General features: G+C 37.2%; 23 protein-coding genes. 20 read left to right on the top strand and 3 right to left on the bottom strand.

Features of this window, described 5'->3' with window-relative positions:
* Positions 1-58: 58 nt before the first annotated feature.
* The 3 genes from ypjB (at position 59) to H280_RS0102765 (ending at position 2,449) form a co-directional block, all read left to right on the top strand.
* A complete protein-coding gene (gene ypjB, locus H280_RS0102775; protein ID WP_020059588.1) occupies positions 59-841 on the top strand; it encodes a sporulation protein YpjB in 783 nt (260 codons plus the stop codon).
* Between the two features lie 121 nt (positions 842-962).
* Complete coding sequence (locus H280_RS0102770; protein WP_020059587.1) at positions 963-1,646, top strand: zinc metallopeptidase; 684 nt, start codon at positions 963-965, stop codon at positions 1,644-1,646.
* 170 nt (positions 1,647-1,816) lie between these two features.
* Complete coding sequence (locus H280_RS0102765) at positions 1,817-2,449, top strand: uracil-DNA glycosylase family protein (protein ID WP_020059586.1); 633 nt, start codon at positions 1,817-1,819, stop codon at positions 2,447-2,449.
* Between the two features lie 184 nt (positions 2,450-2,633).
* Here the strand turns inward: H280_RS0102765 and H280_RS0102760 are convergent, their stop codons facing one another.
* Positions 2,634-3,515 (bottom strand): YitT family protein, encoded by an 882-nt coding sequence (locus H280_RS0102760; RefSeq protein WP_020059585.1) that lies wholly within the window; start codon positions 3,513-3,515, stop codon positions 2,634-2,636.
* 434 nt (positions 3,516-3,949) lie between these two features.
* On the opposite strand from H280_RS0102760, the gene H280_RS0102755 reads away from it, so the two are divergent.
* The 17 genes from H280_RS0102755 to H280_RS0102675 all read left to right on the top strand — a co-directional run bounded on the left by H280_RS0102755 (position 3,950) and on the right by H280_RS0102675 (position 19,098).
* Positions 3,950-4,291, top strand: coding sequence for a nucleotide pyrophosphohydrolase (locus H280_RS0102755; RefSeq protein ID WP_020059584.1), 342 nt, complete (start codon positions 3,950-3,952; stop codon positions 4,289-4,291).
* The gene (gene dapB, locus H280_RS0102750) at positions 4,291-5,091 is read left to right on the top strand and encodes a 4-hydroxy-tetrahydrodipicolinate reductase (RefSeq protein ID WP_020059583.1); all 801 of its coding nucleotides are present in this window, start codon (positions 4,291-4,293) and stop codon (positions 5,089-5,091) included. Before H280_RS0102755 ends, dapB begins: the two co-directional genes overlap by 1 nt.
* A gap of 14 nt (positions 5,092-5,105) precedes the next feature.
* On the top strand, positions 5,106-5,510 hold the full coding sequence (gene mgsA / locus H280_RS0102745) for a methylglyoxal synthase (RefSeq protein WP_020059582.1): 405 nt from the start codon (positions 5,106-5,108) through the stop codon (positions 5,508-5,510).
* Between the two features lies 1 nt (position 5,511).
* The gene (gene bshB1, locus H280_RS0102740; RefSeq protein WP_020059581.1) at positions 5,512-6,216 is read left to right on the top strand and encodes a bacillithiol biosynthesis deacetylase BshB1; all 705 of its coding nucleotides are present in this window, start codon (positions 5,512-5,514) and stop codon (positions 6,214-6,216) included.
* Positions 6,213-7,358 carry an N-acetyl-alpha-D-glucosaminyl L-malate synthase BshA gene (gene bshA / locus H280_RS0102735; protein WP_020059580.1) on the top strand — a complete coding sequence of 382 codons (1,146 nt, stop codon included), beginning with the start codon at positions 6,213-6,215 and terminating at the stop codon, positions 7,356-7,358. Before bshB1 ends, bshA begins: the two co-directional genes overlap by 4 nt.
* Entirely contained in the window at positions 7,345-8,538 is a 1,194-nt protein-coding gene (locus H280_RS0102730) for a CCA tRNA nucleotidyltransferase (protein WP_020059579.1), read from the top strand. The genes bshA and H280_RS0102730 overlap by 14 nt, the downstream gene beginning before the upstream one ends.
* Positions 8,523-9,503 (top strand): biotin--[acetyl-CoA-carboxylase] ligase, encoded by a 981-nt coding sequence (locus tag H280_RS0102725; RefSeq protein WP_020059578.1) that lies wholly within the window; start codon positions 8,523-8,525, stop codon positions 9,501-9,503. Before H280_RS0102730 ends, H280_RS0102725 begins: the two co-directional genes overlap by 16 nt.
* Positions 9,504-9,927: 424 nt before the next feature.
* Positions 9,928-10,764 carry a 3-methyl-2-oxobutanoate hydroxymethyltransferase gene (panB, locus tag H280_RS0102720; RefSeq protein ID WP_020059577.1) on the top strand — a complete coding sequence of 279 codons (837 nt, stop codon included), beginning with the start codon at positions 9,928-9,930 and terminating at the stop codon, positions 10,762-10,764.
* Positions 10,764-11,612 carry a pantoate--beta-alanine ligase gene (gene panC, locus H280_RS0102715; protein ID WP_020059576.1) on the top strand — a complete coding sequence of 283 codons (849 nt, stop codon included), beginning with the start codon at positions 10,764-10,766 and terminating at the stop codon, positions 11,610-11,612. The genes panB and panC overlap by 1 nt, the downstream gene beginning before the upstream one ends.
* Before the next feature lie 12 nt (positions 11,613-11,624).
* Positions 11,625-12,008 (top strand): aspartate 1-decarboxylase, encoded by a 384-nt coding sequence (gene panD, locus H280_RS0102710; RefSeq protein WP_020059575.1) that lies wholly within the window; start codon positions 11,625-11,627, stop codon positions 12,006-12,008.
* A gap of 160 nt (positions 12,009-12,168) precedes the next feature.
* Complete coding sequence (dinG, locus tag H280_RS0102705; RefSeq protein ID WP_020059574.1) at positions 12,169-14,958, top strand: ATP-dependent DNA helicase DinG; 2,790 nt, start codon at positions 12,169-12,171, stop codon at positions 14,956-14,958.
* Positions 14,959-15,198: 240 nt separating this feature from the next.
* Positions 15,199-15,369, top strand: a complete 171-nt coding sequence (locus H280_RS24625; protein WP_020059573.1) for a YpmA family protein — start codon at positions 15,199-15,201, stop codon at positions 15,367-15,369.
* A gap of 7 nt (positions 15,370-15,376) precedes the next feature.
* Positions 15,377-15,853 (top strand): cell wall elongation regulator TseB-like domain-containing protein, encoded by a 477-nt coding sequence (locus H280_RS0102695; RefSeq protein ID WP_020059572.1) that lies wholly within the window; start codon positions 15,377-15,379, stop codon positions 15,851-15,853.
* Positions 15,854-15,871: 18 nt separating this feature from the next.
* Positions 15,872-17,059 carry a pyridoxal phosphate-dependent aminotransferase gene (locus H280_RS0102690; RefSeq protein ID WP_020059571.1) on the top strand — a complete coding sequence of 396 codons (1,188 nt, stop codon included), beginning with the start codon at positions 15,872-15,874 and terminating at the stop codon, positions 17,057-17,059.
* A gap of 147 nt (positions 17,060-17,206) precedes the next feature.
* A complete protein-coding gene (dnaD, locus tag H280_RS0102685; RefSeq protein WP_020059570.1) occupies positions 17,207-17,914 on the top strand; it encodes a DNA replication protein DnaD in 708 nt (235 codons plus the stop codon).
* 15 nt (positions 17,915-17,929) lie between these two features.
* Positions 17,930-18,586 carry an endonuclease III gene (nth, locus tag H280_RS0102680; RefSeq protein ID WP_020059569.1) on the top strand — a complete coding sequence of 219 codons (657 nt, stop codon included), beginning with the start codon at positions 17,930-17,932 and terminating at the stop codon, positions 18,584-18,586.
* A complete protein-coding gene (locus H280_RS0102675) occupies positions 18,583-19,098 on the top strand; it encodes a YpoC family protein (RefSeq protein ID WP_020059568.1) in 516 nt (171 codons plus the stop codon). The genes nth and H280_RS0102675 overlap by 4 nt, the downstream gene beginning before the upstream one ends.
* 29 nt (positions 19,099-19,127) lie before the next feature.
* On the opposite strand, the gene H280_RS0102670 is transcribed toward H280_RS0102675, so the two are convergent.
* Together H280_RS0102670 and recU are read right to left on the bottom strand one after the other, a co-directional pair.
* Positions 19,128-21,677 carry a penicillin-binding protein 1A gene (locus tag H280_RS0102670; RefSeq protein ID WP_020059567.1) on the bottom strand — a complete coding sequence of 850 codons (2,550 nt, stop codon included), beginning with the start codon at positions 21,675-21,677 and terminating at the stop codon, positions 19,128-19,130.
* 65 nt (positions 21,678-21,742) lie between these two features.
* The gene (recU, locus tag H280_RS0102665; protein WP_028411075.1) at positions 21,743-22,348 is read right to left on the bottom strand and encodes a Holliday junction resolvase RecU; all 606 of its coding nucleotides are present in this window, start codon (positions 22,346-22,348) and stop codon (positions 21,743-21,745) included.
* Positions 22,349-22,399 lie beyond the last annotated feature (51 nt).

Genomic DNA, 22,399 nt, shown 5'->3' with positions numbered 1-22,399 from the left:
AGGTCTATTCTTGTCCACTAGTTCATATATTGTACTAGAAGCTATAGGGGGGACAAGAATGAAAAAAGTATTAGCTGGAATTATAGCGTTTATGTTTATATTGTTTCCTATTCGGATATATGCAGCTACCTGGAATGAGCTAACTGGGTTGTTAGATGACTCGCTCCAATTTGTAAAACAAGAAGAGTATGACAAAGCGACGCAACTATTAACGCACTTTTCTCAGCAATTTTTAACCGATGATCAAAAAAAGAAAATAGTACCTGAACATATTCGGGTGATTTCCCTTGCTTATGATAAAGCAATGCAATCATTAGAAAGACAAGGGATTCATAAACAAATAAAAATAGATGATGTGCTTGCACTTCGTCTTGTGTTAGATGCAGAAGTGTCGAAATATCAGCCGCTTTGGATGGAAAGAGAAGAAAATGTAATGAGTGCATTTGGAAAAGTTGAAAATGCACTGCAAAAGGAAGAACATAATCGTTTTCAACAAGTATTAAACGTATTTTTGCATGAATTTGATATTATTTATCCAAGTTTAATGATTGATTTGCCAGAAGAAGAGTTGCAACGTGTGAATTCGCATTTGTCGTATTTAGATGAATTTCGTTATATGATGATCCAAAATAAGAGCGGACAAACACAAGTGAAAATTATAAAAGATGATTTGAAAAAAATTTTTCATACAGCGAAAAAGGATGAAGTCGATTCTTCACTCATATGGTTTATGATTGTAACTGGTGGAATTATTATTTTTACATTAACGTATGTTGGCTGGAGAAAATATAAAGGAGAAAAAGAGAAACAAAAAAGTACGTTGCATTCCAAAAATAGATAAGGTTGTTTTTCAAATGAGGTGAAAGATAGAAACGATGTTGTAAGGTTTCTTTGTTGACAATATTATGTGAAGAAAATAGAATGGTTATTACTATATAACAAAAATGTATGGGAGGTTCATGATGGGTTTCTACTTAATTTACTTTGCTATCATCATGATCATACCGATGTATGCACAGTCTAGAGTACGCAGCGCATATAGTAAATACTCACAAGTGTATTCAACTTCTGGTATGACAGGAGCAGAAGTGGCTCGTAAGATTTTAGATGAGAATGGTTTGTACAATGTAGCGGTAGAAGAAACACCAGGACATTTATCTGACCATTATGACCCAAGATCGAAAACAGTTCGTTTATCAACAGATAACTATTATGGTCATTCTGTAGCAGGGACAGCAGTAGCTGCACATGAAGTTGGGCATGCAATTCAAGATGCAAAAGATTATAACTTTATGCGTTTCCGTCATTCTTTTGTTCCTGTTGCAAATTTTGGTTCAAACATGTCATGGGTTTTCATTATGATTGGTATGTTTGCGCATATGGCAAACTTATTGTTCTTAGGAATTATCCTGATGGCAGCAGGTGTGTTATTCCAACTTATTACATTACCGGTTGAATTTGATGCATCAAAACGGGCAATGAAGCAAATTGAAACACTTGGTATTGTATCAACGGATGAATATGGACAAGCTCGTAAAGTATTAAATGCAGCAGCACTTACGTATGTCGCAGCAGCGGCCGTAGCAGTATTTGAATTGCTTCGTCTTGTATTAATATATACAGGAATGCAACGTAATGATGATTAAAGACTATCGATTTTGATAGTCTTTTTTCTTTTGTATTTTTGTTTTTATGATAATAATAAGAGATGCTACTATAAATATGTAATGTAAAGGGAGAAGAAATTTGTCTATTTTAAATTGGTGTAAGAAGAATAGGGTTTCAATCAAAGTAAAATATGCAAGGGGTGATAAACATGAAATATCCAGAGCAATTAGTGGAGCAAGTGAGAGAGCGAATGTCTCCCTATCCTGTTGAAGGTTTTGTATATGGACAAGGGCCACAACATCCAAAAATGATGCTAGTAGGAGAAGCGCCAGGGGAAACAGAAATTCATAACGGGATACCTTTTAGCGGAAGAGCTGGTAAGCAACTTATGGATTTTCTAAAGCGAATTAGTATAACGAGAGAAGAAGTATACATTACGAGTGTAGTGCGTAGTCGACCGTATAAATGGGGCGAGAAACGAGAACGGAACGGAGAAATCGTAAAGCGGAAATACAACCGTACGCCAAATCAGCAGGAAATACTTGCTCACGCTCCCATTTTAGATTACGAAATTGAGCATATTCAAGTGCCTATTATTGTTACACTAGGAAACATTGCCCTCAAACGTTTAGTTGGTTCCGACAAAAAGGTGTCAGAGATGCATGGCCAATTGTGTACGCAACCTGTTCGCCGACTAGGAAATCCTAATAGCACAACCTATACTTGGACAGAGAAAGCTTATACAATTTTCCCCACATTCCATCCGGCTTCAATTTTTTATAATCGCAGTTTATTGGAATTGATTTATGAGGATTTAGAAAAATTGAGGGAGCATATTTAATTAAATGTTTTAGCATCTAAGTCGCTGCTATGTAAATACAACAAGCCCGCTACTTGCTTTCTCGCTTTGTTTGAAACGTCGCATGCGGCCAAAAAAAGTCCTGACCGCTTCTATGGGCGGCCAGAGACTCTCGTCCACCATAAAAAAGAAAGTTTTTTTATGTGTTTTTTAATGACTCGTATAGTTAATTGTGTAACGGATTTTTGTTCTCATCAAGCGTAAATCCTTCCCCAACAACATCATGCACATCACTGACAGCAACGAAAGCGTGAGGATCAACAGATGTAATAATGCTTTTCAGTTTTACAATTTCATTTTTTGCAACCACGCAATATAAAACGTGTCGTTCCGTTTTTGTGTATGTGCCGATTCCTTTTAAGAAAGTTGCTCCGCGGTCCATCTCTGATAAAATTTTTTCGGCAATTTCATCATTTTTCTCAGATATAATTGTTGCTCCTTTTGCAGCGTAGGCCCCTTCTTGCATAAAATCAATAACTTTTGCCCCGATAAAGACAGCAACTAATGTATACATTCCTTGTCGGTATGATAAATATGTGAGGATTGATAAGATAATGACAACAGCATCAAACATAAACATCGTTTTTCCCATACTCCAGCCGATATATTTATGAGCTAATCGTGCAATAATATCAACACCGCCAGTTGTGCCGCCATACTTGAAAATTATTCCTAATCCAACTCCGATAAATAAACCAGCAAACAAAGCGGCAAGTGTCATATCGTTTTGTAAGTTTAAATGTAAATTAAACACATCATAACGCTGAAACACCCAAAGAAATAATGAAACACTAAATGTTCCAATTAATGTATAAAAAAATGTCGTACGACCAAGCATTTTCCAACCGATAAAAAAGATTGGTATATTTAAGAGTAAGTTTGTATAGGAAGGATCCAGTGAAAATAGAAAGTAAAGCAGCAATGTAATTCCAGTAAAACCGCCTTCTGCTAGATGGTTTTCAATATTAATATTAACGATGCCAAATGAGAAAATAGCGGAACCAACTAGAATGAAAAGAATGTTTTGGATTTTTAAATTTAGTTTCATACAAATCCCCCTAGTATGTAGTGATAATCTTAGCTTGTTCTTATGGATAGTATACGTAATATATAGAAAAATTGGCAAGGAAACTTCATATATATAAATACAAATTGAAGACCTGACATAAAATCCTTTTCTTTTAGATGGACGAGAGCATCTGACCATGGGTAGATGCGGTCAGTTCCTATTTCTGCCACATGCGATGTTTAAACAAAGAGAGGAAGAAAGTAGCAGGTTACTTTTTGCTTAGCATGGCGGCGACTTGTGTGCCCAAAATCCAATTTGGATTTATATATATTGAGCATGGAGAAAGAGGAGGTTGTTCTTTTTAAAATCATAAGGAAATTTGTATCCTCAAAAACGTGATAAATAAGCGATAACATTTGTCAAATCGCTATGAATTGGCTAACATGATAATTGAAGGATTTGAGGTGAATAACATGGAACAAAAAACGATGAAAGATATGCAAAAGGAAGTAGATGCATATATTGGTCAATTTAAAGAAGGATACTTTAGTCCGCTTGCGATGCTAGCTCGTTTGACAGAAGAGATGGGAGAGCTTGCGAGGGAAATTAATCATTATTATGGTGAAAAACCAAAGAAAAGCACAGAAAAAGAGCGCACGATTGAAGAAGAGCTTGGCGATGTGTTATTTGTGATGATCTGTATGGCAAATAGCTTAAACATTGATTTAGAAACGGCTCATAATATAGTTATGGAAAAATTTAATACGCGTGATAAAGATCGCTGGACACGTAAAGATGAGGGAGAGACAGAATAATGAAAGAAATTAAAGTGATTATTGCAGGACCGAGAGGGCGTATGGGTCAAGAGGCTGTACTTCTTATGGAAAGAACACCGCATTTCAATTTAGTTGCTGCTGTTGATTATAAACATGGTGGAAAGAAAGTTTCTGACATTGCTGGATTACCTAACATAGATGCTCCAATTTATGCAGATTTACATACTTGTTTAGATGAAGTAGAAGCAGATGTTTTACTAGATTTAACAACACCAGAAATCGGGAAAAAACATGTAACACTTGCGGTAGAGCGAGGGATTCGTTCAGTAATCGGAACAACAGGTTTTACAGAAGAAGAATTGCAACAATTAACAGAAACAGCAAAAGAAAAACAAGTTGGTACAATCATTGCACCAAACTTTGCGGTTGGCGCAGTTTTAATGATGAAGTTTTCACAACTGGCAGCGAAGTATTTTCAAGATGTTGAAATTATTGAATTACATCACGATCAAAAGTTAGATGCTCCGTCTGGTACAGCTGTGAAAACGGCGGATTTAATTCGTCAAAATCGTGAATCAAAACAACAAGGGCATCCGGATGAAACGGAACAATTAGAAGGTGCACGCGGTGCAAATGTCGATGGCATTCATATTCATAGTGTACGTTTACCAGGATTAATTGCACATCAAGAAGTACTATTTGGCGGAGATGGACAAATGTTAACAATTCGTCACGATTCCTTTAACCGTGCATCATTTATGTCAGGAGTAAAACTTTCTATTGAAACAGTGATGAATTTAGATCATCTTGTATATGGCTTAGAAAATATTATTGACTAAAGGGGAAAATGAAGATGAAGATTGCCTTAATTGCCCATGATAAAAAGAAAAATGATATGGTCTCGTTTGCGTATGCATACCAGCCTATTTTAGAAAAGCATATGTTGTTTGCAACAGGAACGACAGGTCTTCGAATTATGGAGGCAACAGGTATGTCTGTGACAAGATATCAATCTGGTCCGCTTGGTGGAGATCAAGAAATTGGTGCAATGATTGCAAAAAATGATTTAGACATGGTGATCTTCTTCCGTGATCCGTTGACATCACAGCCACATGAACCTGATGTGAATGCACTTCTTCGTTTATGTGATGTGTATTCCATTCCACTTGCAACGAATATGGCAAGTGCGGAGCTTTTAATGCATGCATTAGAGCGCGGTGATTTAGATTATCGAAAGCTACGAAAACGAGGGGAATAACATGAGCGGATTACATATTTTAGCTTTCGGCGCCCATGCCGATGATGTTGAAATCGGTATGGCGGGTACAATTGCAAAATATACGAAACAAGGATATAAAGTAGGGATTTGTGATTTAACAGAGGCAAATCTTTCTTCCAATGGAACGGTGGAACTGAGAAAACAGGAAGCGATGAAAGCAGCTCGCACACTTGGTGTACAGGAACGTTTGAACTTAGCGATACCAGACCGAGGTCTTTATATGAAGGAAGAGTATATTCAAGAGATTGTAAAGATCGTCCGTACATATAAACCGCAGCTTGTCTTCGTACCATTTTATGAAGATCGGCATCCAGATCATGCAAACTGTGCAAAACTTGTAGAAGAAGCTATATTTTCAGCAGGAATTCGTAAATATATGCCGGAATTTCCTGCACATCGGATACAATCACTTTATTTCTACATGATTAATGGTTTTCATAAACCGGATTTTTGTATTGATATCAGTTCTTATATTTCTAATAAGATTGCTGCGCTAGAAGCGTATGAAAGTCAGTTTACAAAAGGACCAGACGGTGTGATTACTCCGTTGACGGAAGGATATGTAGAGACAGTTGTAGCACGGGAGAAAATGTTTGGAAAAGAAGTTGGCGTGAAGTATGCAGAAGGGTTTATGAGCAAAAAATCAATTCTATTAGATGAAGATTTAATAGGGGGAGAAAAATGAAATTAAAAATAGGGATTACTTGTTATCCTTCTGTTGGCGGTTCTGGCGTGGTTGGGACGGAATTAGGGAAATTATTAGCGGAGCGCGGACATGAAATTCATTTTATTACATCAGGATTGCCATTTCGTTTAAATAAAGTGTATCCGAATATTTATTTTCATGAAGTGACAGTGAATCAATATTCTGTTTTTCAATACCCTCCGTATGACTTAGCGTTAGCGAGTAAAATGGCAGAAGTAGCGCAGAGAGAAAAGTTAGATATATTGCATGTACATTACGCAATTCCACATGCGATTTGTGCATATTTGGCGAAGCAAATGATTGGAGAGAACGTTAAAATTGTCACGACATTGCATGGAACAGACATTACCATATTAGGATCTGATCCTTCTCTCAATAATTTAATTCGTTTTGGCATTGAACAATCGGATGTTGTGACGGCTGTATCACATTCACTTATTGAAGAAACGTATGATTTAATAAGAACACAAAAAGAAATTCAAACAGTTTATAATTTTATTGACGAGCGTGTGTATTTTCAGCGAGATATGTCACAGTTACGAAAAGAATATGGTATACAAGAAGACGAAAAAGTATTAATTCATATTTCGAACTTTCGTAAGGTAAAGCGTGTTCATGATGTCGTAAAATCATTTGCGCTCATTGTAAAACAAGTAAAGGCGAAATTATTACTTGTTGGTGATGGTCCTGAGTTTTGTACGATTGTTCAGCTTGTGAAGCATTTAGGAATTGAGGACAGGGTCTTATTTCTAGGAAAACAAGATAATGTAGCAGAACTCCTGGCAATGAGCGAACTAATGCTGCTGTTGTCTGAAAAAGAGAGTTTTGGACTCGTATTACTGGAAGCAATGGCGTGCGGTGTCCCTTGTATTGGTACACGTACTGGGGGAATCCCTGAAGTCATTCAGCATGGAGAAACGGGATACATATGTGAAGTAGGAGATGCAGAAGGTGTCGCACAACAAGCACTATTACTTCTTCAAGACGATGCATTACATAGTAAAATGGCGCAGCGTTCTATGCAAGTAGTGAACGAACAATTTAGCTCAGAAGAGATAGTTTCACAATATGAAACAATTTATTATGACATACTAAGGGATGACAAACATGGAACGATTTAAACGAGCGGCTTCAGTTATTAAGACGTTAACAGAGAACGGCTTTGAAGCATATTTTGTAGGTGGGAGCGTGCGCGATTATATCATTGGTAGAACAATTGGAGATATGGATATTGCGACATCTGCTTTGCCAAAAGATGTAATGCGTCTATTTCCGCGGCACGTTCCTGTTGGAATTGAACACGGAACGGTTATTGTTTTACATGAAGATATTCCATATGAAGTAACAACGTTTCGAACAGAAGGTGACTATGAAGATTTTCGGCGTCCGACGAGCGTACAATTTGTTCGCTCGTTGGATGAAGATTTGCAACGCCGGGATTTTACAATAAATGCAATTGCGATGAAAGAAACGGGAGAAATAGTTGATTTATTTGGCGGACAAGAAGCAATTGTTAAGAAGGAAATTGCAACTGTTGGAAACCCAGTCGACCGCTTTCAAGAGGATGCCCTTCGAATGATGCGCGGTATTCGCTTTGTTAGTACACTAGGTTTTACCTTAGAAGAAGGAACGAAACAAGCCATTATAGAATATGGACATTTACTAGAACATATCGCAATTGAAAGAATTGTAGTTGAGTTTGAAAAGTTACTTGTTGGTACACATTGTGCAAAAGCACTTCAGTTATTGGTAGAAACGAAATTATATGAGCATTTACCTTATTTACAAATGTGCGGGGAGTATATTGCAAAAGCAGCAGAGTTTGATTGGGACTTTTTCAAAAGCGATATTGAGTCGTGGGCGTTCTTTTTATATTGTATGAGAGAAGAGCATCCATCTGTTTTTTTACGACAATGGAAATTCTCGAATAAAAAAATAAAAGAGATTGTATCCGTTTTATTATATGTAAAAGCACGAGAAAAACAAGAGTGGGATGCGCTTTTATTATATAAAGCGGGGAAAGACATTGCTGTTATGGCAGAGCGTGTATATGAAGGAATTATGAATACATATTTAATTTCGAATGCCAGTCATGTAGAGAAGATATATGATGATTTACCAATTTTTAATCGTCAAGAGTTGCGAGTTAGTGGTAACGATTTATTATCGTGGTCAAAGGAACAGGCAGGACCATGGGTTGCAAATGCATTGCAAAAAATTGAAGAAGAAGTCGTATACGGACGATTAAAAAATGAGAAAGAGTGTATAAAGGAGTGGCTGCATACATGCAATCTGCTATAAGAAAACAGTTATTGCAAATCTTTTCTGAAGCTAAAGGCGAATTTCTATCGGGACAAACGATTAGTGAGAAGCTTGGATGCTCAAGAACAGCTGTGTGGAAACATATGGAGGTCCTTAGAGAAGAAGGATATGAACTAGAGGCTGTACGACGCTTAGGTTATCGCATTGCAAGTAAACCAGATAAAGTAACGGCAAATGAAATTCAGCTTGGTTTACAAACAGAGTTTTTAGGCCGAACGGTATACTTTGAAGAATCGGTAACATCTACACAGCAAATTGCAGCTCGTCTTGCTTATGAAGGAGCGGCTGAAGGAGCCGTTGTTGTTGCTGAAGAGCAAACAGCTGGTCGTGGCCGATTAAGCAGAAAGTGGTACTCGCCAAAAGGGACAGGAGTATGGATGAGCATTATTTTGCGCCCGGCAATTCCGATTCATCAAGCACCGCAATTAACATTGCTAGCTGCTGTTAGCGTAGCGCAGGCCATTGAAAAATGCACAAATCTTTCCGTTGGCATTAAATGGCCGAATGATATTTTAATTAATGGGAAGAAAGTAGTTGGCATTTTAACAGAAATGCAAGCAGATCCTGATAAAATTAATGCTGTTATTATTGGAATTGGCATTAATGTGAATCAAAAGCAAGAACATTTTGCTGAGGATATCCAGCACATAGCTACTTCTTTAGCAATTGAGTCAGGAAAAGCAATTGTACGAGCTGAGCTGATGCAGCAAATTTTCTTGCAGATGGAAAAGCTATATAAAGAATATTTAGAACGCGGTTTTTCAGTGATTAAGCTTCTTTGGGAAAGTTACGCTGTGAGTATTGGAAAAGAAATTACAGCGCGGACGATGACAAATACAATCACGGGAATTGCAAAAGGAATTACAGTTGATGGTGTCCTTATACTTGAAGATCATGACGGGGTTGTACATCATATTCATTCCGCTGATATTGAAGTAAAGTGAAACTGGATTAAGGGGAGGACGAGGGTGTCTGGCCGCGCATAGAAGCGGTTAGGGCCCTATTCTGTCACAGGCTAAAACAAAGTCTCATTTCTTAATGGAATCGTATTAATATATAGCCCTTTGCTAAAAAAGCGAAGGGCTTTTGTATATGGAAAATGATTTTCTTTTTTAGAAAAGTATAGCAATTATGTTTTGCTATTTGTTATAATAAGGGCGAATATGGGCAGTATCAATTGGAACTGCACCGCTATGTGGAAAAATCAAAATAAACATGTGGTTCTGCCTTGATCCAAAATAGGACTGGGACAGAGGGATGAATATTGCCGAATGATACTACCCTTCTGCCTTTTTACGGTCAGAAGGGTTTTTTTATATGTTTTTTCATCCGGCCATCTCCTCTCTCCAGATAAAGGAGGAGAAATTCGTGAAAACTGTGACGGATTTTTTGAAAATGAAAGAACAAAATGAGCCGATTGCGATGGTAACTGCGTATGATTATCCATCCGCAAAGTTTGCTGAAGAAGCAGAAGTTGATATGATTTTAGTTGGAGACTCGCTTGGAATGGTTGTCCTCGGCTATGATTCAACAATTCCTGTAACAGTTGATGATATGATTCATCATACAAAAGCAGTGCGCCGTGGTGCGAAAAATACATTCGTTGTAACGGATATGCCATTTATGTCTTATCACGTTTCAATACAAGAAACGATGCATAACGCACGCCGCATTATTCAAGAAAGCGGTGCGCATGCTGTAAAAGTTGAAGGAGCAGATGAAGTTGTATCAATCATACGTTTCCTGACGAACGCAGGTGTTCCAGTTGTAGCTCATTTAGGGTTGACTCCGCAATCTGTTGGTGTGTTAGGTGGCTACAAAGTGCAAGGGAAAGATGCAGAAAGTGCGAGACAATTGCTTGAAGATGCGAAAAAGTGCCAAGAGGCAGGAGCAATTGCACTTGTATTAGAGTGTGTACCAATGCAATTGGCGGAACTTGTAACAAATCAATTATTGATTCCGACTATTGGTATTGGCGCTGGGAACCAAACAGATGGTCAAGTTCTTGTCTATCACGATCTGATTACGTATGGTGTAGATCGTGTTCCGAAATTTGTGAAGCAATATACGTCTGTACAAGAAGAAATTGTAAGAGGAATTGGACAATATGTTCATGAAGTGAAGCTAAGACAATTTCCAGAGAAAGTACATTCATTTACGATGAAAGAAGAAGAATGCTTAGCGTTATACGGAGGAAAACAGTAATGAATATTATTACAACAGTGCAAGAGATGCAGCAAATTGCGAGTGAGCTTCGTGCAAGCGGAAAAAAGGTTGGCTTCGTTCCAACGATGGGGTATTTGCATGAAGGTCATTTGACGTTACTGAGACAAGCGAAAAAAGAAAATGATATTGTCATGTTAAGTATATTTGTAAATCCATTGCAATTTGGGCCGAATGAAGATTTAGACCGTTATCCACGTGATATTGAGCGTGATGAGCGTCTAGCGCGTGAAGTAGAAGTGGATTATTTATTTTATCCAAGTGTCGAAGAAATGTATCCAGGAGAGCGAACAACGAATATTGACGTGATAAAGCGCACGAATGTTTTATGCGGAAAGCAGCGACCTGGTCATTTTGAAGGTGTTGTAACGGTACTGATGAAACTTTTCAATATTACAATGCCAAATCGTGCGTATTTTGGAATGAAAGATGCACAACAAGTAGCGGTTATAGAGGGATTTGTTAGTGATTATAATTTCCCTGTTACAATTGTACCAGTTGATATTGTAAGGGAAGAGGACGGATTAGCACGCAGTTCCCGTAACGTTTACTTATCTGAAAGAGAACGCCAAGAAGCACCGCATTTATATAAAAGTTTATGTATGGCAAAAGAGCAAATTGTTAAAGGCGAACGTAGTCCAGAAAAGATTACGAACTTTATTAAAGAATATATTGAAACGAACACAAATGGTGTTGTCGACTATGCTAATTTATATGCATATCCACACTTAACGCAAGTTGAACAAATAAACGGCCAAATCATTCTTGCAATTGCTGTGAAGTTTGAAAATGCACGACTAATTGATAATATTACACTTACGGTTCAATAAGGGGGAGCAACTATGTTTCGCACAATGATGAGAGCGAAGTTACATCGTGGTACAGTAACAGAAGCAAATTTAAATTATGTAGGAAGTATAACAATTGATGAAGATTTAATGGATGCAGTCGGTATTGTGGAAAATGAGAAAGTACAAATTGTGAACAATAATAATGGTGCACGTTTAGAAACATATGTTATAAAAGGAGAACGCGGTACAGGGGTCATTTGTTTAAATGGAGCAGCTGCCCGCCTTGTTCAACCAGGAGATAAAGTTATTATTATTTGTTACGGACTCGTTTCAGAAGAGAAAGTATTAACACATATTCCAAAAATTGCTGTATTAGATGATAATAATCAAATTGTGGAAATGCTTGGAGCGGAAAAAGCAGGCACAATTTTATAATGGATAAGAAAAGCTATCTCTGAAAAAAGGGATAGCTTTTCTTATGATAAAGTAAAATTATTTCATTTTTTGTATCTATTCATTAAGATGAAGGAAAACGTGGTATAGTAACACTATAGAAATTTTTGTTGTGCAAAGGTTAGAAATTGAGGTGTCATAGATGAGTAAGCGTTACGTCGTAGTCGATATAGAAACGACAGGGAATGCCTGGAAAGATGGGAAAGATAAAATTACTCAAATTGCAGCAGTTGTTGTAGAGGATGGAGAAATCCTTGAAATTTTCTCTTCTTTTGTAAACCCCGAACGGGACATTCCACCATTTATTACTGAATTGACGGGGATTGATGAAACACTTGTGAAACAAGCTCCGTTATTCCGAGATGTGGCGCCGATGATTATTGAACTATTACAAGGTGCGTACTTCGTTGCGCATAACGTTCATTTTGATTGGAATTTTTTGAAAGAAGAATTACGGCAAGCTGGATTCTCAGAAGTACCATGTTCGAAAATTGATACAGTTGAATTGGCGCATATTTTATTGCCGACAGCTGATAGTTATAAATTACGTGATTTAGCTAAAAGATATGGTTTTGACCATGATCAGCCCCATCGTGCTGATAGTGATGCAATGGTGACAGCAGAGATATTTTTGCAATTACTTTCTAGAATGGAAAGTTTGCCTCTTGTTACATTGCAATCACTATATGAGTTAAGTGATATGTTTCAAAGTAATATTGGAGAGATTATGTCTACATGTATTTTAAACAAAATGATGCATGGAACAGATGATGAGAAAGAATATGATATTTACCGAAATATTGCTTTAGGTAAACGTAATTATACATTGCAGATTGAAGAGGGTTCTCCTACTGATTTTTCTTCTTTTTTAACAGAAACGATGCAGCGTTTAAAGGAAGTAATGCCGTCTTTTGAAGAAAGAGAAGGGCAGCAAATGATGATAAATGAAGTTTACGAAGCGCTTCGAGATTCCCGTTTTTCCTTAATTGAAGCGGGGACAGGTACAGGGAAAACATTAGCATATTTACTCCCTAGCATTTTTTATGCGAAAGAAAAAGAACAACCGGTCGTTATTAGCACACAAACTGTGCAGCTGCAGCAACAAATTTTAGCAAAAGAAATCCCACTGCTGAAAGCAATACTTCCATTCCCGTTTGAAGTAGCAATGTTAAAAGGGAGAAAACATTATTTGTGTTTACATAAATTTGAGCATGCATTGGGAGAAATTGAAAACAATTATGATAATGCATTAACGAAAGCGAAAATTTTAGTATGGCTTCTTGATACAGAATCAGGAGATCGTGATGAGTTGAATATTCCAGCTGGCGGGAAGCTATTGTGGGAGCGAATTTGCAGTGATACTCATAGTCCGAGTAGGATGAAAAGCACTTGGTTTAGTCGCTGCTTTTATCAACGTGCAAAAAACAAAGCATTATTTGCAGATGTTGTAGTTACAAATCACACTTTATTATTTCAAGATTTTGTAAGTGGGGAACCATTGCTTGCTTCATGTGAACATATTATTTTTGATGAAGCTCACCATCTTGAAGAAACGGCAAGTAGAGCGCTAGGAGAGCAATTTTCTTGTATGTATTTTCAACTTGTATTATCTCGGTTTGGTACGCTAGAAACATCTAATGTGCTTAATAAAGTGTATGATATGATGAAGCAATCACAAATTGCTACACGTTCTACTTTTCAAACGATTAGCTATATGCTGAAGGAAATAAAATTTGATGCAGATGAATTATTTCAAATGCTACGCACGTTTATATTTCAAAAAACAAAGCAGGAGCACGTAGTTGGAAATATACCGCTTATTTATCGTTATGATGTCAAGAACGAAAGAGGTAAGCTTTGGCGTAGTATTGTGGAATTAACGGATCGTTTCGTCCACCAGTTAGGGCAAGCCCTTACACTATTAGAAAAACAATGTGAAATATTGCAAAAGCAAAGTGAATGGGAACTGCATGTGGTTACGGGAGAGTTTGTGCATCTTACTGAAGTTCTTTCTAAAATGACCCAATCTTTACGGATGCTTATTTTAGAAGAGACGAGTCATGTGACATGGATGGAGACTGAAACGAAAGGAACCATCCATTCAACGATTTTATACGCGCAGCCAGTTCATATTAGTGATTTATTTGCTGATCAATTTTTGGCACGTAAACGAAGTGTAATTTTCACCTCAGCCACTTTAACAGTAAATGATACGTTTGATTATATAGAAGAGGAGCTTGGTTTAGAGGACTTTACACCAAATACAGTAACCATTCCATCGCCATTTCTTTATGAAGAGAAAGTAAAGTTAATGGTTTCAACAGATGTTCCGCATATTAAACATGTCAGTGAAAAAGAGTATGTAAGAGCGGTTTCTAAGCATATTAGAAAAATTGCGAAAGCTACCAATGGTCGAATGCTTATTTTATTTACATCATACGAAATGTTAAAAGAAGTATATGGGGTATTAAAGAAGGAAGATGAGTTAGAAGAATTTCTGTTATTAACACAAAGTGTTCATAACCGTAGTCGCACTAGAATGATTCGAAAGTTTCAAGAGTTTGAAAAGGCCATTTTATTAGGAACGAGCAGTTTTTGGGAAGGGATTGACATACCAGGAGAAGCGTTAAGTTGTCTTGTTATTGTGCGTCTTCCATTCACATCACCGCATCAGCCGATGATGCAAGCGAAAGGTGAACGATTAAAAGAAAAGGGAGAAGACCCATTTACACAGCTTGCTCTGCCGCAAGCAATCCTTCGTTTTAAACAAGGATTTGGACGTCTTATTCGTACAACGGCGGATACAGGAACAGTGTTTGTGTTAGATCGTCGTCTTACTACATCTTTTTACGGAAGAAGATTTCTTCAATCGCTTCCAAGTGTCCCACTATATGAAGGACCATTAGACGATTTAATAAAAAAAATAAAATAAAATAAAAGTTAACGCCTGAAGCACATTTGCTTCAGGCGTAACATGTGGGTAGGAGGAATTTTTATTTTTTCTTACATAAAATATAGAAATACATTGGTTTTCGTCTTCAAACCTTTTTTTGAAGAACATGTCCTGCTATAATAGATGGGTGATGAAGCAGGGGGTAGAAAGAATGTACCCTTATTGTAACCCCAATGCGTTCTTTTATAATTAGAAATTTTGTGTAACGGAGGAGTTTTCATGGAGAAGAAAATTGAAGTATTATCAACGACGCGTCTGGCATACACGTCTGATTTATATAAGGTTGTTGATAGTTTAAATCGCACATTAAAAGAAAAAGATCTGATGTTCGGATTAGCATTAGATGAAAATGAAAAAGAGACAGCAATTTTTACGATTTACAGAACGTAGTGATACAATGAAAAAGTGGATCTTGACAATTTTTATTGTAATCGTTGCAGTTGTTTTATACGGGGGCCACATTTATAATACAACTCTGGAAAAAAAAGTCCCAAAAGAATCGAAAACAGTTGAGATTGCAAAGGAAAAAGCAAAACTCACAAACGTAACAAAAGTCGATTATTATAACGGACAAACTCCATATGAAGTTGTACAAGGTGTGAATGAAAAAGGAGAACAATATATCGTTTGGGTGCCTGAGAAAAAAGGAGATATTTTGGTGCAAAAGGCGAGCGAAGGTATCTCTGAAAAGCAAGCATTGCAAATTGTTGCGAAAGAACGAGAACCAAAACAATTTGTGAAGGCAAAATTAGGCGCTGAAAACAATGTTCCATTATGGGAAGTTACATATATTGATGATGAAAATCGTTATACTTATTATTATCTTGCTTTTCAAGATGGTAAGTTTTTGAAACGATATAGTATTGAAAAATAAGTGCAGGGGGAACTTAGGATGAAATTAGCGAAGCGAGTAGCTGCTCTAACACCATCTTCAACGTTAGAAATTACAGCAAAGGCACAAGCGTTAAAAGCAGAAGGACATGATGTGATTGGCCTAGGAGCAGGAGAGCCTGATTTTAATACACCAGAGCATATTATAGAGGCTGCATATAAAGCAATGCTAGAAGGTCATACAAAATATACACCAACAGGTGGATTAGCTGCGCTAAAACAAGAAATTATGAAAAAATTTGAGCGTGATCAAGGTTTATCTTATGAGCCATCACAAATTATTGTATGTAACGGTGCAAAGCACGCTCTATATACATTGTTTCAAGTATTACTTGATGAAGGTGACGAAGTTATCATTCCAACTCCGTATTGGGTAAGCTATCCAGAACAAGTGAAGCTTGCAGGCGGAGAGCCAGTATATGTAGATGGTTTGGAAGAAAATCATTACAAAATTACAGCGGAGCAATTACATCAAGTCATTACAGAGAAAACGAAAGCTGTCATTATTAACTCACCTAGTAATCCAACAGGGATGATTTATAGTAAAGAAGAGCTGCAGCAGCTTGGGCAAGTATGTTTAGAGCATGACATTTTAATCGTTTCTGATGAAATTTATGAGAAATTAATTTATGGCGGGGCAGAGTATACATCAATTGCTGAACTTTCTCACGAATTACAAGAACAAACGCTTATTATTAATGGTGTATCAAAATCGTATTCGATGACAGGATGGCGCATTGGCTATGCAGCAGGTAATAAAGAGCTCATTAAGGCGATGACAAACTTAGCGAGTCACAGTACGTCAAACCCTACTTCAATTGCACAGTACGGAACGATTGCTGCTTATGCTGGAGATCAACAGCCTGTAGAAATCATGCGCAGAGCATTTGAAGAGCGACTAAATATCGTATACGATAAGTTAATTCAAATTCCTGGGTTCTCTTGTATTAAACCGCAAGGAGCGTTCTATTTGTTTCCAAATGTAAAAGAAGCAGTCGCATTAGCTGGTTATGAAACGGTTGATGAATGGGCAAAAGCATTATTAGAAGAAGAAAAGGTTGCCCTTGTTCCAGGAACAGGATTTGGAGCACCGAACAATGTTCGTTTATCGTATGCGACTTCACTTGAACAGTTAGAGAAAGCGTTAGAACGTATTCATAGATTTATGAAGAACAAAATGGAACGCTAAGTAAAGTTCTTTCATTCTTACTTCTACAAACTGTGTATTAGACGTTTCAAATGATACCTCCCTATATGAAAGGGAGGTTTTTTTGCCGAATTGTGCCAAAAAGAAAAATGAAAAGGTGTGTTATACTAGAAAGCGAGGTGTTTGAGTATGAAGAAGAAAATCATGTTAGAGTGGTTTGAACAAGGTAGTATTGCGATTCCAAAATTATTAATGATGCATTACAAAAAACTTGGTTTAAATGAAATTGAGTTTATGGTACTGCTGCATGTACACACATTTTTAGAATCAGGAAACTCTTTCCCGACACCAGGAGAAATTGCAGAGCGGATGACGATTACACAAACAAAGTGTATGGAGATTATTCAGACGTTAATTCAAAAAGGTTTTTTAGCTTTAGAAGGAGGCCGTAAACCCGCGGCAATGATTTGTGAAAGTTACTCATTACAGCCTCTTTGGGAAAAAATATTACATTTTTTAATGAGTGAAAACATTGAAGAGGAAGAGCGAGAACAAAAGCAATTACAAATAAATTTATATACAGTATTTGAGCATGAATTTGGCAGACCTTTATCTCCATTTGAATGTGAGACGTTAGCGATGTGGCAAGATCAAGATCATCACGATCCACTTTTAATTCAAACGGCTCTTCGTGAAGCTGTTATGAGCGGGAAATTAAATTTCCGTTATATTGATCGTATTTTATTTGACTGGAAGAAGAACGGAATTAAAACGGTGGATCAAGCACAAAATCAAGGCCGGAAATTTAGAGAAGGTCAACAGCGGAATCAGCAAGTAACACGCCAGGAAACGAAGTATACTGGAAAAGTACCATTTTATAACTGGTTAGAGCAGTAATGGTAGGAGGAAATAATGCTAAACAAAACACAAATTAGACACTGTCTCGATGTAATGGGAGAGATGTATCCCGAAGCACATTGTGAGCTGAATCATGACAACGCATTTGAACTTGTTATTGCGGTTGCATTGTCTGCACAGTGCACAGATGTTCTTGTCAATAAAGTAACAAAAAGTTTATTTCAGAAATATAAAACACCAGAAGATTATTTAAAGGTGTCTTTAGAAGAATTGCAGCAAGATATTCGTTCTATTGGTTTGTACAGAAATAAGGCGAAAAATATTCAAAAGCTATGTCGTATGCTTATTGATGAATATGATAGAGAAGTGCCGCAAGACCGGGATGAATTAACGAATTTGCCAGGTGTAGGGCGAAAAACAGCAAACGTTGTTGTCTCTGTTGCATTTGGTATTCCAGCAATTGCAGTTGACACGCACGTAGAGCGCGTTAGTAAACGACTTGCCTTATGTAAATGGAAAGATTCTGTATTAGAAGTAGAAAAGACGTTAATGAAGAAAGTACCGATAGAAGAGTGGGGAGTAACACATCATCGCATGATATTCTTTGGGCGTTATCACTGTAAGGCGCAGCGTCCGCAGTGTAAAGAATGTCAGCTATTAGAGATATGCCGTGAAGGAAAGAAGCGCATGAAGGAGAAGGAAAAGAAATGAAGCAAGTACTTGAAATACCGAATGACTTTCGGTGCTCTCCTTTCTTTGAAGGCGAGATTGTCATCGAATACAATGCAGAGAAATCATTTGGAGAGCTTTTAGAGGAGACGTGTTTTTTCTTCGATATTGAGCAAGGGTATAAGCCATGGAATGAGATAGAGATGAGCATTCCTACTGTATTAGGCTTATGGAAAGAGAAAAAAGAAGAGATTTCTATGTTATTTCGAAATCGAAACAAAAAAGAAGCGAAAGATCCGATGGTGCGGTTTGCAGGACATCTTTTATCTATTTTACATTGGATGAACGGGATACCTGTTACAAGTTTACAAAATATGAGCGAACAAATTGAAAGGCTAGAGAAAAAGCCAGTTAACTTTTTGGAACGTTATTCATTCATTATGAATAAGCCAGATCATTATCATTCTTTTATTCAGCTTATACAGCTGTATGAAGAAGTGGAAAAGTTATATGTAAAAGCCCTGATTATGCAAAAGAAGCCATCTTCCTGTTAGGAAGATGGCTTCTTTTTTCACTATCGTAATTATTGATTCGGTTTATTTGGTTCTGTTGGTGTGGTTGGTGTGGTAGTTCCGTTATTAGGCTTTTGTTTATCTTCTTCAGCCTTTTTCTTAGCGTCATCTTCAGCTTTTTTCTTAGCTGCGTCATCTTCAGCTTTTTTCTTAGCTGCGTCATCTTCAGCTTTTTTCTTAGCGTCATCTTCAGCTTTTTTCTTAGCGTCATCTTCAGCTTTTTTCTTAGCTGCGTCTTCCTCAGCTTTTTTCTTCGTATCATCGCCGCCAGGTACTACATATGTTATTGTTACTGGGTCACTAGCACCACCAGTCTTTTTCGCAACAAGAGAGATAGTATAAGTAACACCAGGTTTGACACCGCTAATTGATGCGCTTGTACCACTTATTTTTGGACTGCCGCTAGACCCGTCACTACCTTTATAGCTTAGTGAATAAGATACGTCTGAATCGGATGAAGCAGACCAACTTAATGATATAGTCTGTGATGCCGCATCATATGATGGAGTGATTCCAGTTGGTCCATCTACACTGATTTTTGGAACATCATCTTTTTTCGCACCTTTAACATAAAGTTCGCTACCGATGCGTTCTACACTACTTGGCATTTCAAAGCGAGCTGTATCGCTTCCAAATTCACTCATCATCGCTTTAAACATACGCTGTGCGATAGATGAGGTATTTTTGTCAATATATCCTTCACTTTGTTTATTATATCCTGTCCATACAGCCATTGTATATTGTGGTGTAAAACCTGCAAACCAACTATCAGGACTTGCCGAAGCAGGGAAATCATAATCACGTAATTGTTTAGCATCATAGTTTGTTGTTCCTGTTTTACCAGCAACGTCTAATGAAGGGATATTTGCCGCTTTACCAGTACCAGTACTAGATTTTACAACACTACGCATCATATCAGTAACCATGTATGCTGTAGAATCTTTCATTACTCGTTTTCCTTTTGGTGTAAAGTTTACTTCTTTCCCATCAGGATAGACAACTTTTGTAACGAAATGTGGTTTATGATATACACCACCACTGCCGTAAGCTGCGTATGCTCCTGCAACTGTTAGAGGAGAAGAATCATTACTACCAATTGCTGTTGATTCTACTGCGCCTTTTGGAAATGTAAAGCCAAGTCCTTCAGCGAAAGCTTGTGCTTTATCTCGTCCGACTTCATTCGCAAGTTTTACAGCTGGAACGTTTCGTGATTGCGCTAATGCTTCACGCATAGACATTATACCTTTATGACCGTTGTCAAAATTTCGAACCTCTCGTTTTCGATCGGTTTCATAATAGTACGTTGAGTCATCAACTTGATGATACGTAGACCATTGTTTGTGTTCAATAGCAGGGCCGTAGTCAAAGACTGGTTTCATTGTTGAACCAACTTGGCGCTGCATGTCAATAGCCATGTTTTGCCCTTTAAATGTTGCTTTATTTTCACCGCGTCCGCTTCCGAGTGCACGAACTTCACCTGTTTCCGTATCCATAAATACGAATGCACCTTGGAATTTTTCATCCGGGTAGTTAATGATTTCTTCTGTGTTCAACATTTTATCCGCATAGTCTTGAGCTTTTGTATCTAATGTTAGATAAATATTAAGACCATCAGAACCAATGTTTACATCTTTATCTGCTGCCTCAAGTTCTTTTACGGCACCATCTATAAATGCTGGATATGGCATTTGCGTTGCTTCTTGAGCTGGTTTAAGACCGTCTGTTACTGGAATTTTCTTGGCATCGTCCATCTCTTGCTTTGTAATATAGCCATGTCTGTTCATTAAGTATAATACTGTGTCGCGTCGTTCAGTGGCAGCTTTCACATTTTCTTGCTTTGTAGGATCAAATTTACTAGGACCTTGTGGTAATCCTGCAAGCAGCGCTGCTTCATTTAATTTTAAATCTTTTAATTCTTTGCCATAATAATTTTGTGCAGCAGTTGCAATTCCGTATGAGCGGTTACCTAAGTTAATTTTGTTTAAGTACATTTCTAGAATTTCATGTTTTGAATATTGCTGCTCTAGTTTGTAAGATAAATACCATTCTTGTACTTTACGTTTCGTTGTTTTTTGCATCGTCAAGAAATAGTTTTTAATAACTTGCTGTGTAATGGTACTACCGCCTTGAGAACCAAAACCGCTTGTTACGTTTTCGAAGATGGCTTTCGTCGTACGCTTAAAATCAATCCCATTGTGCTCATAAAAGCGTGAATCTTCTGTAGCTATAAAGGCATTTTCTACTACTTTTGGAATTTGATCATATGTGATCTTCGTTCGTTTCTCAGCGCCGTATTCATAGAGGAATTTTCCATCTTTATCATAAAATTTTGTTGATAATGGGACTTCAAGCTTTGCTTTATCTAGTTTTGGAGCATCTTTTACCATAACAAAGAAAGCGGAAACCCCAGCTACTAGTGTCACAATGCCGATTAATAAGCAGGCAATTAGAAATTTACGTAGAAAAGAACCTTTTTTCTTAGGTTTCTTTTTTTTAGGATGTTCTTGCTTCTGTTTTTTTACTTGTTTTCGTTCTTCACGAGAACGATAATTTTCTGACATTATACTTTCTCCTACCTTTCATTTTCTCCCCAAAAGTCGAAAAATGAGCCTTATTGTTGACTCTATCACGAAAAATAAAGTGTGTCTAGTGTGTGAATATAATCAATACGGGGATGATATCCGCATTGTAATAAGTACCCACATTCTTCTATTTCTTCTTTTGTAATGGATTTACGTCCACCATCTTCTTGTCGATTCCAAAATGTAATGATATGTTTCGCTTCCAATAAATAAAATTGATCGTAAAGAGTAAATTTAATAATAACAAATGCAATCCCGTTATGAGCTAATACTTCCTTCATATGATTGATTTGATGAAGATGGAAGTTTTGCAAAGGAAAGCTCGTTTTATTTCGCGTTTCTTTCGCTTCGAAATCAATGTACTTGCCTTTGTATACACCGTTGTAATCAGTTGTAGAAGGTTGCTTAAAGTACGCTTCTTTAATTACGGCAGCGCTTCGTTTTGGATAATCGACCTTTACGATTTGAAGAGGTGTCGGCTTTTTATGCACACAAGCAATATTGTGAGTTAAATAGTATTGATTTGTTTCATTCAACTCCTCTTCAAGGGACATCCCCCTGTTACTATAAGTGTGTTTTCTTATAGGTGATAGGTAATGGGTTGGTTGAGTCTGAGTATACTTTCTTCCGTTTGGATAACGAATGGTCATAATTTGTCCACTCCAAATTGCATAGAATTACTTACAAAGGTGATTATATCA

The organism is Bacillus sp. 123MFChir2, assembly GCF_000383235.1.
In the GTDB taxonomy this organism is placed as follows: domain Bacteria; phylum Bacillota; class Bacilli; order Bacillales; family Bacillaceae_G; genus Bacillus_A.
This window is presented reverse-complemented; position numbering and strand designations above follow the sequence as displayed.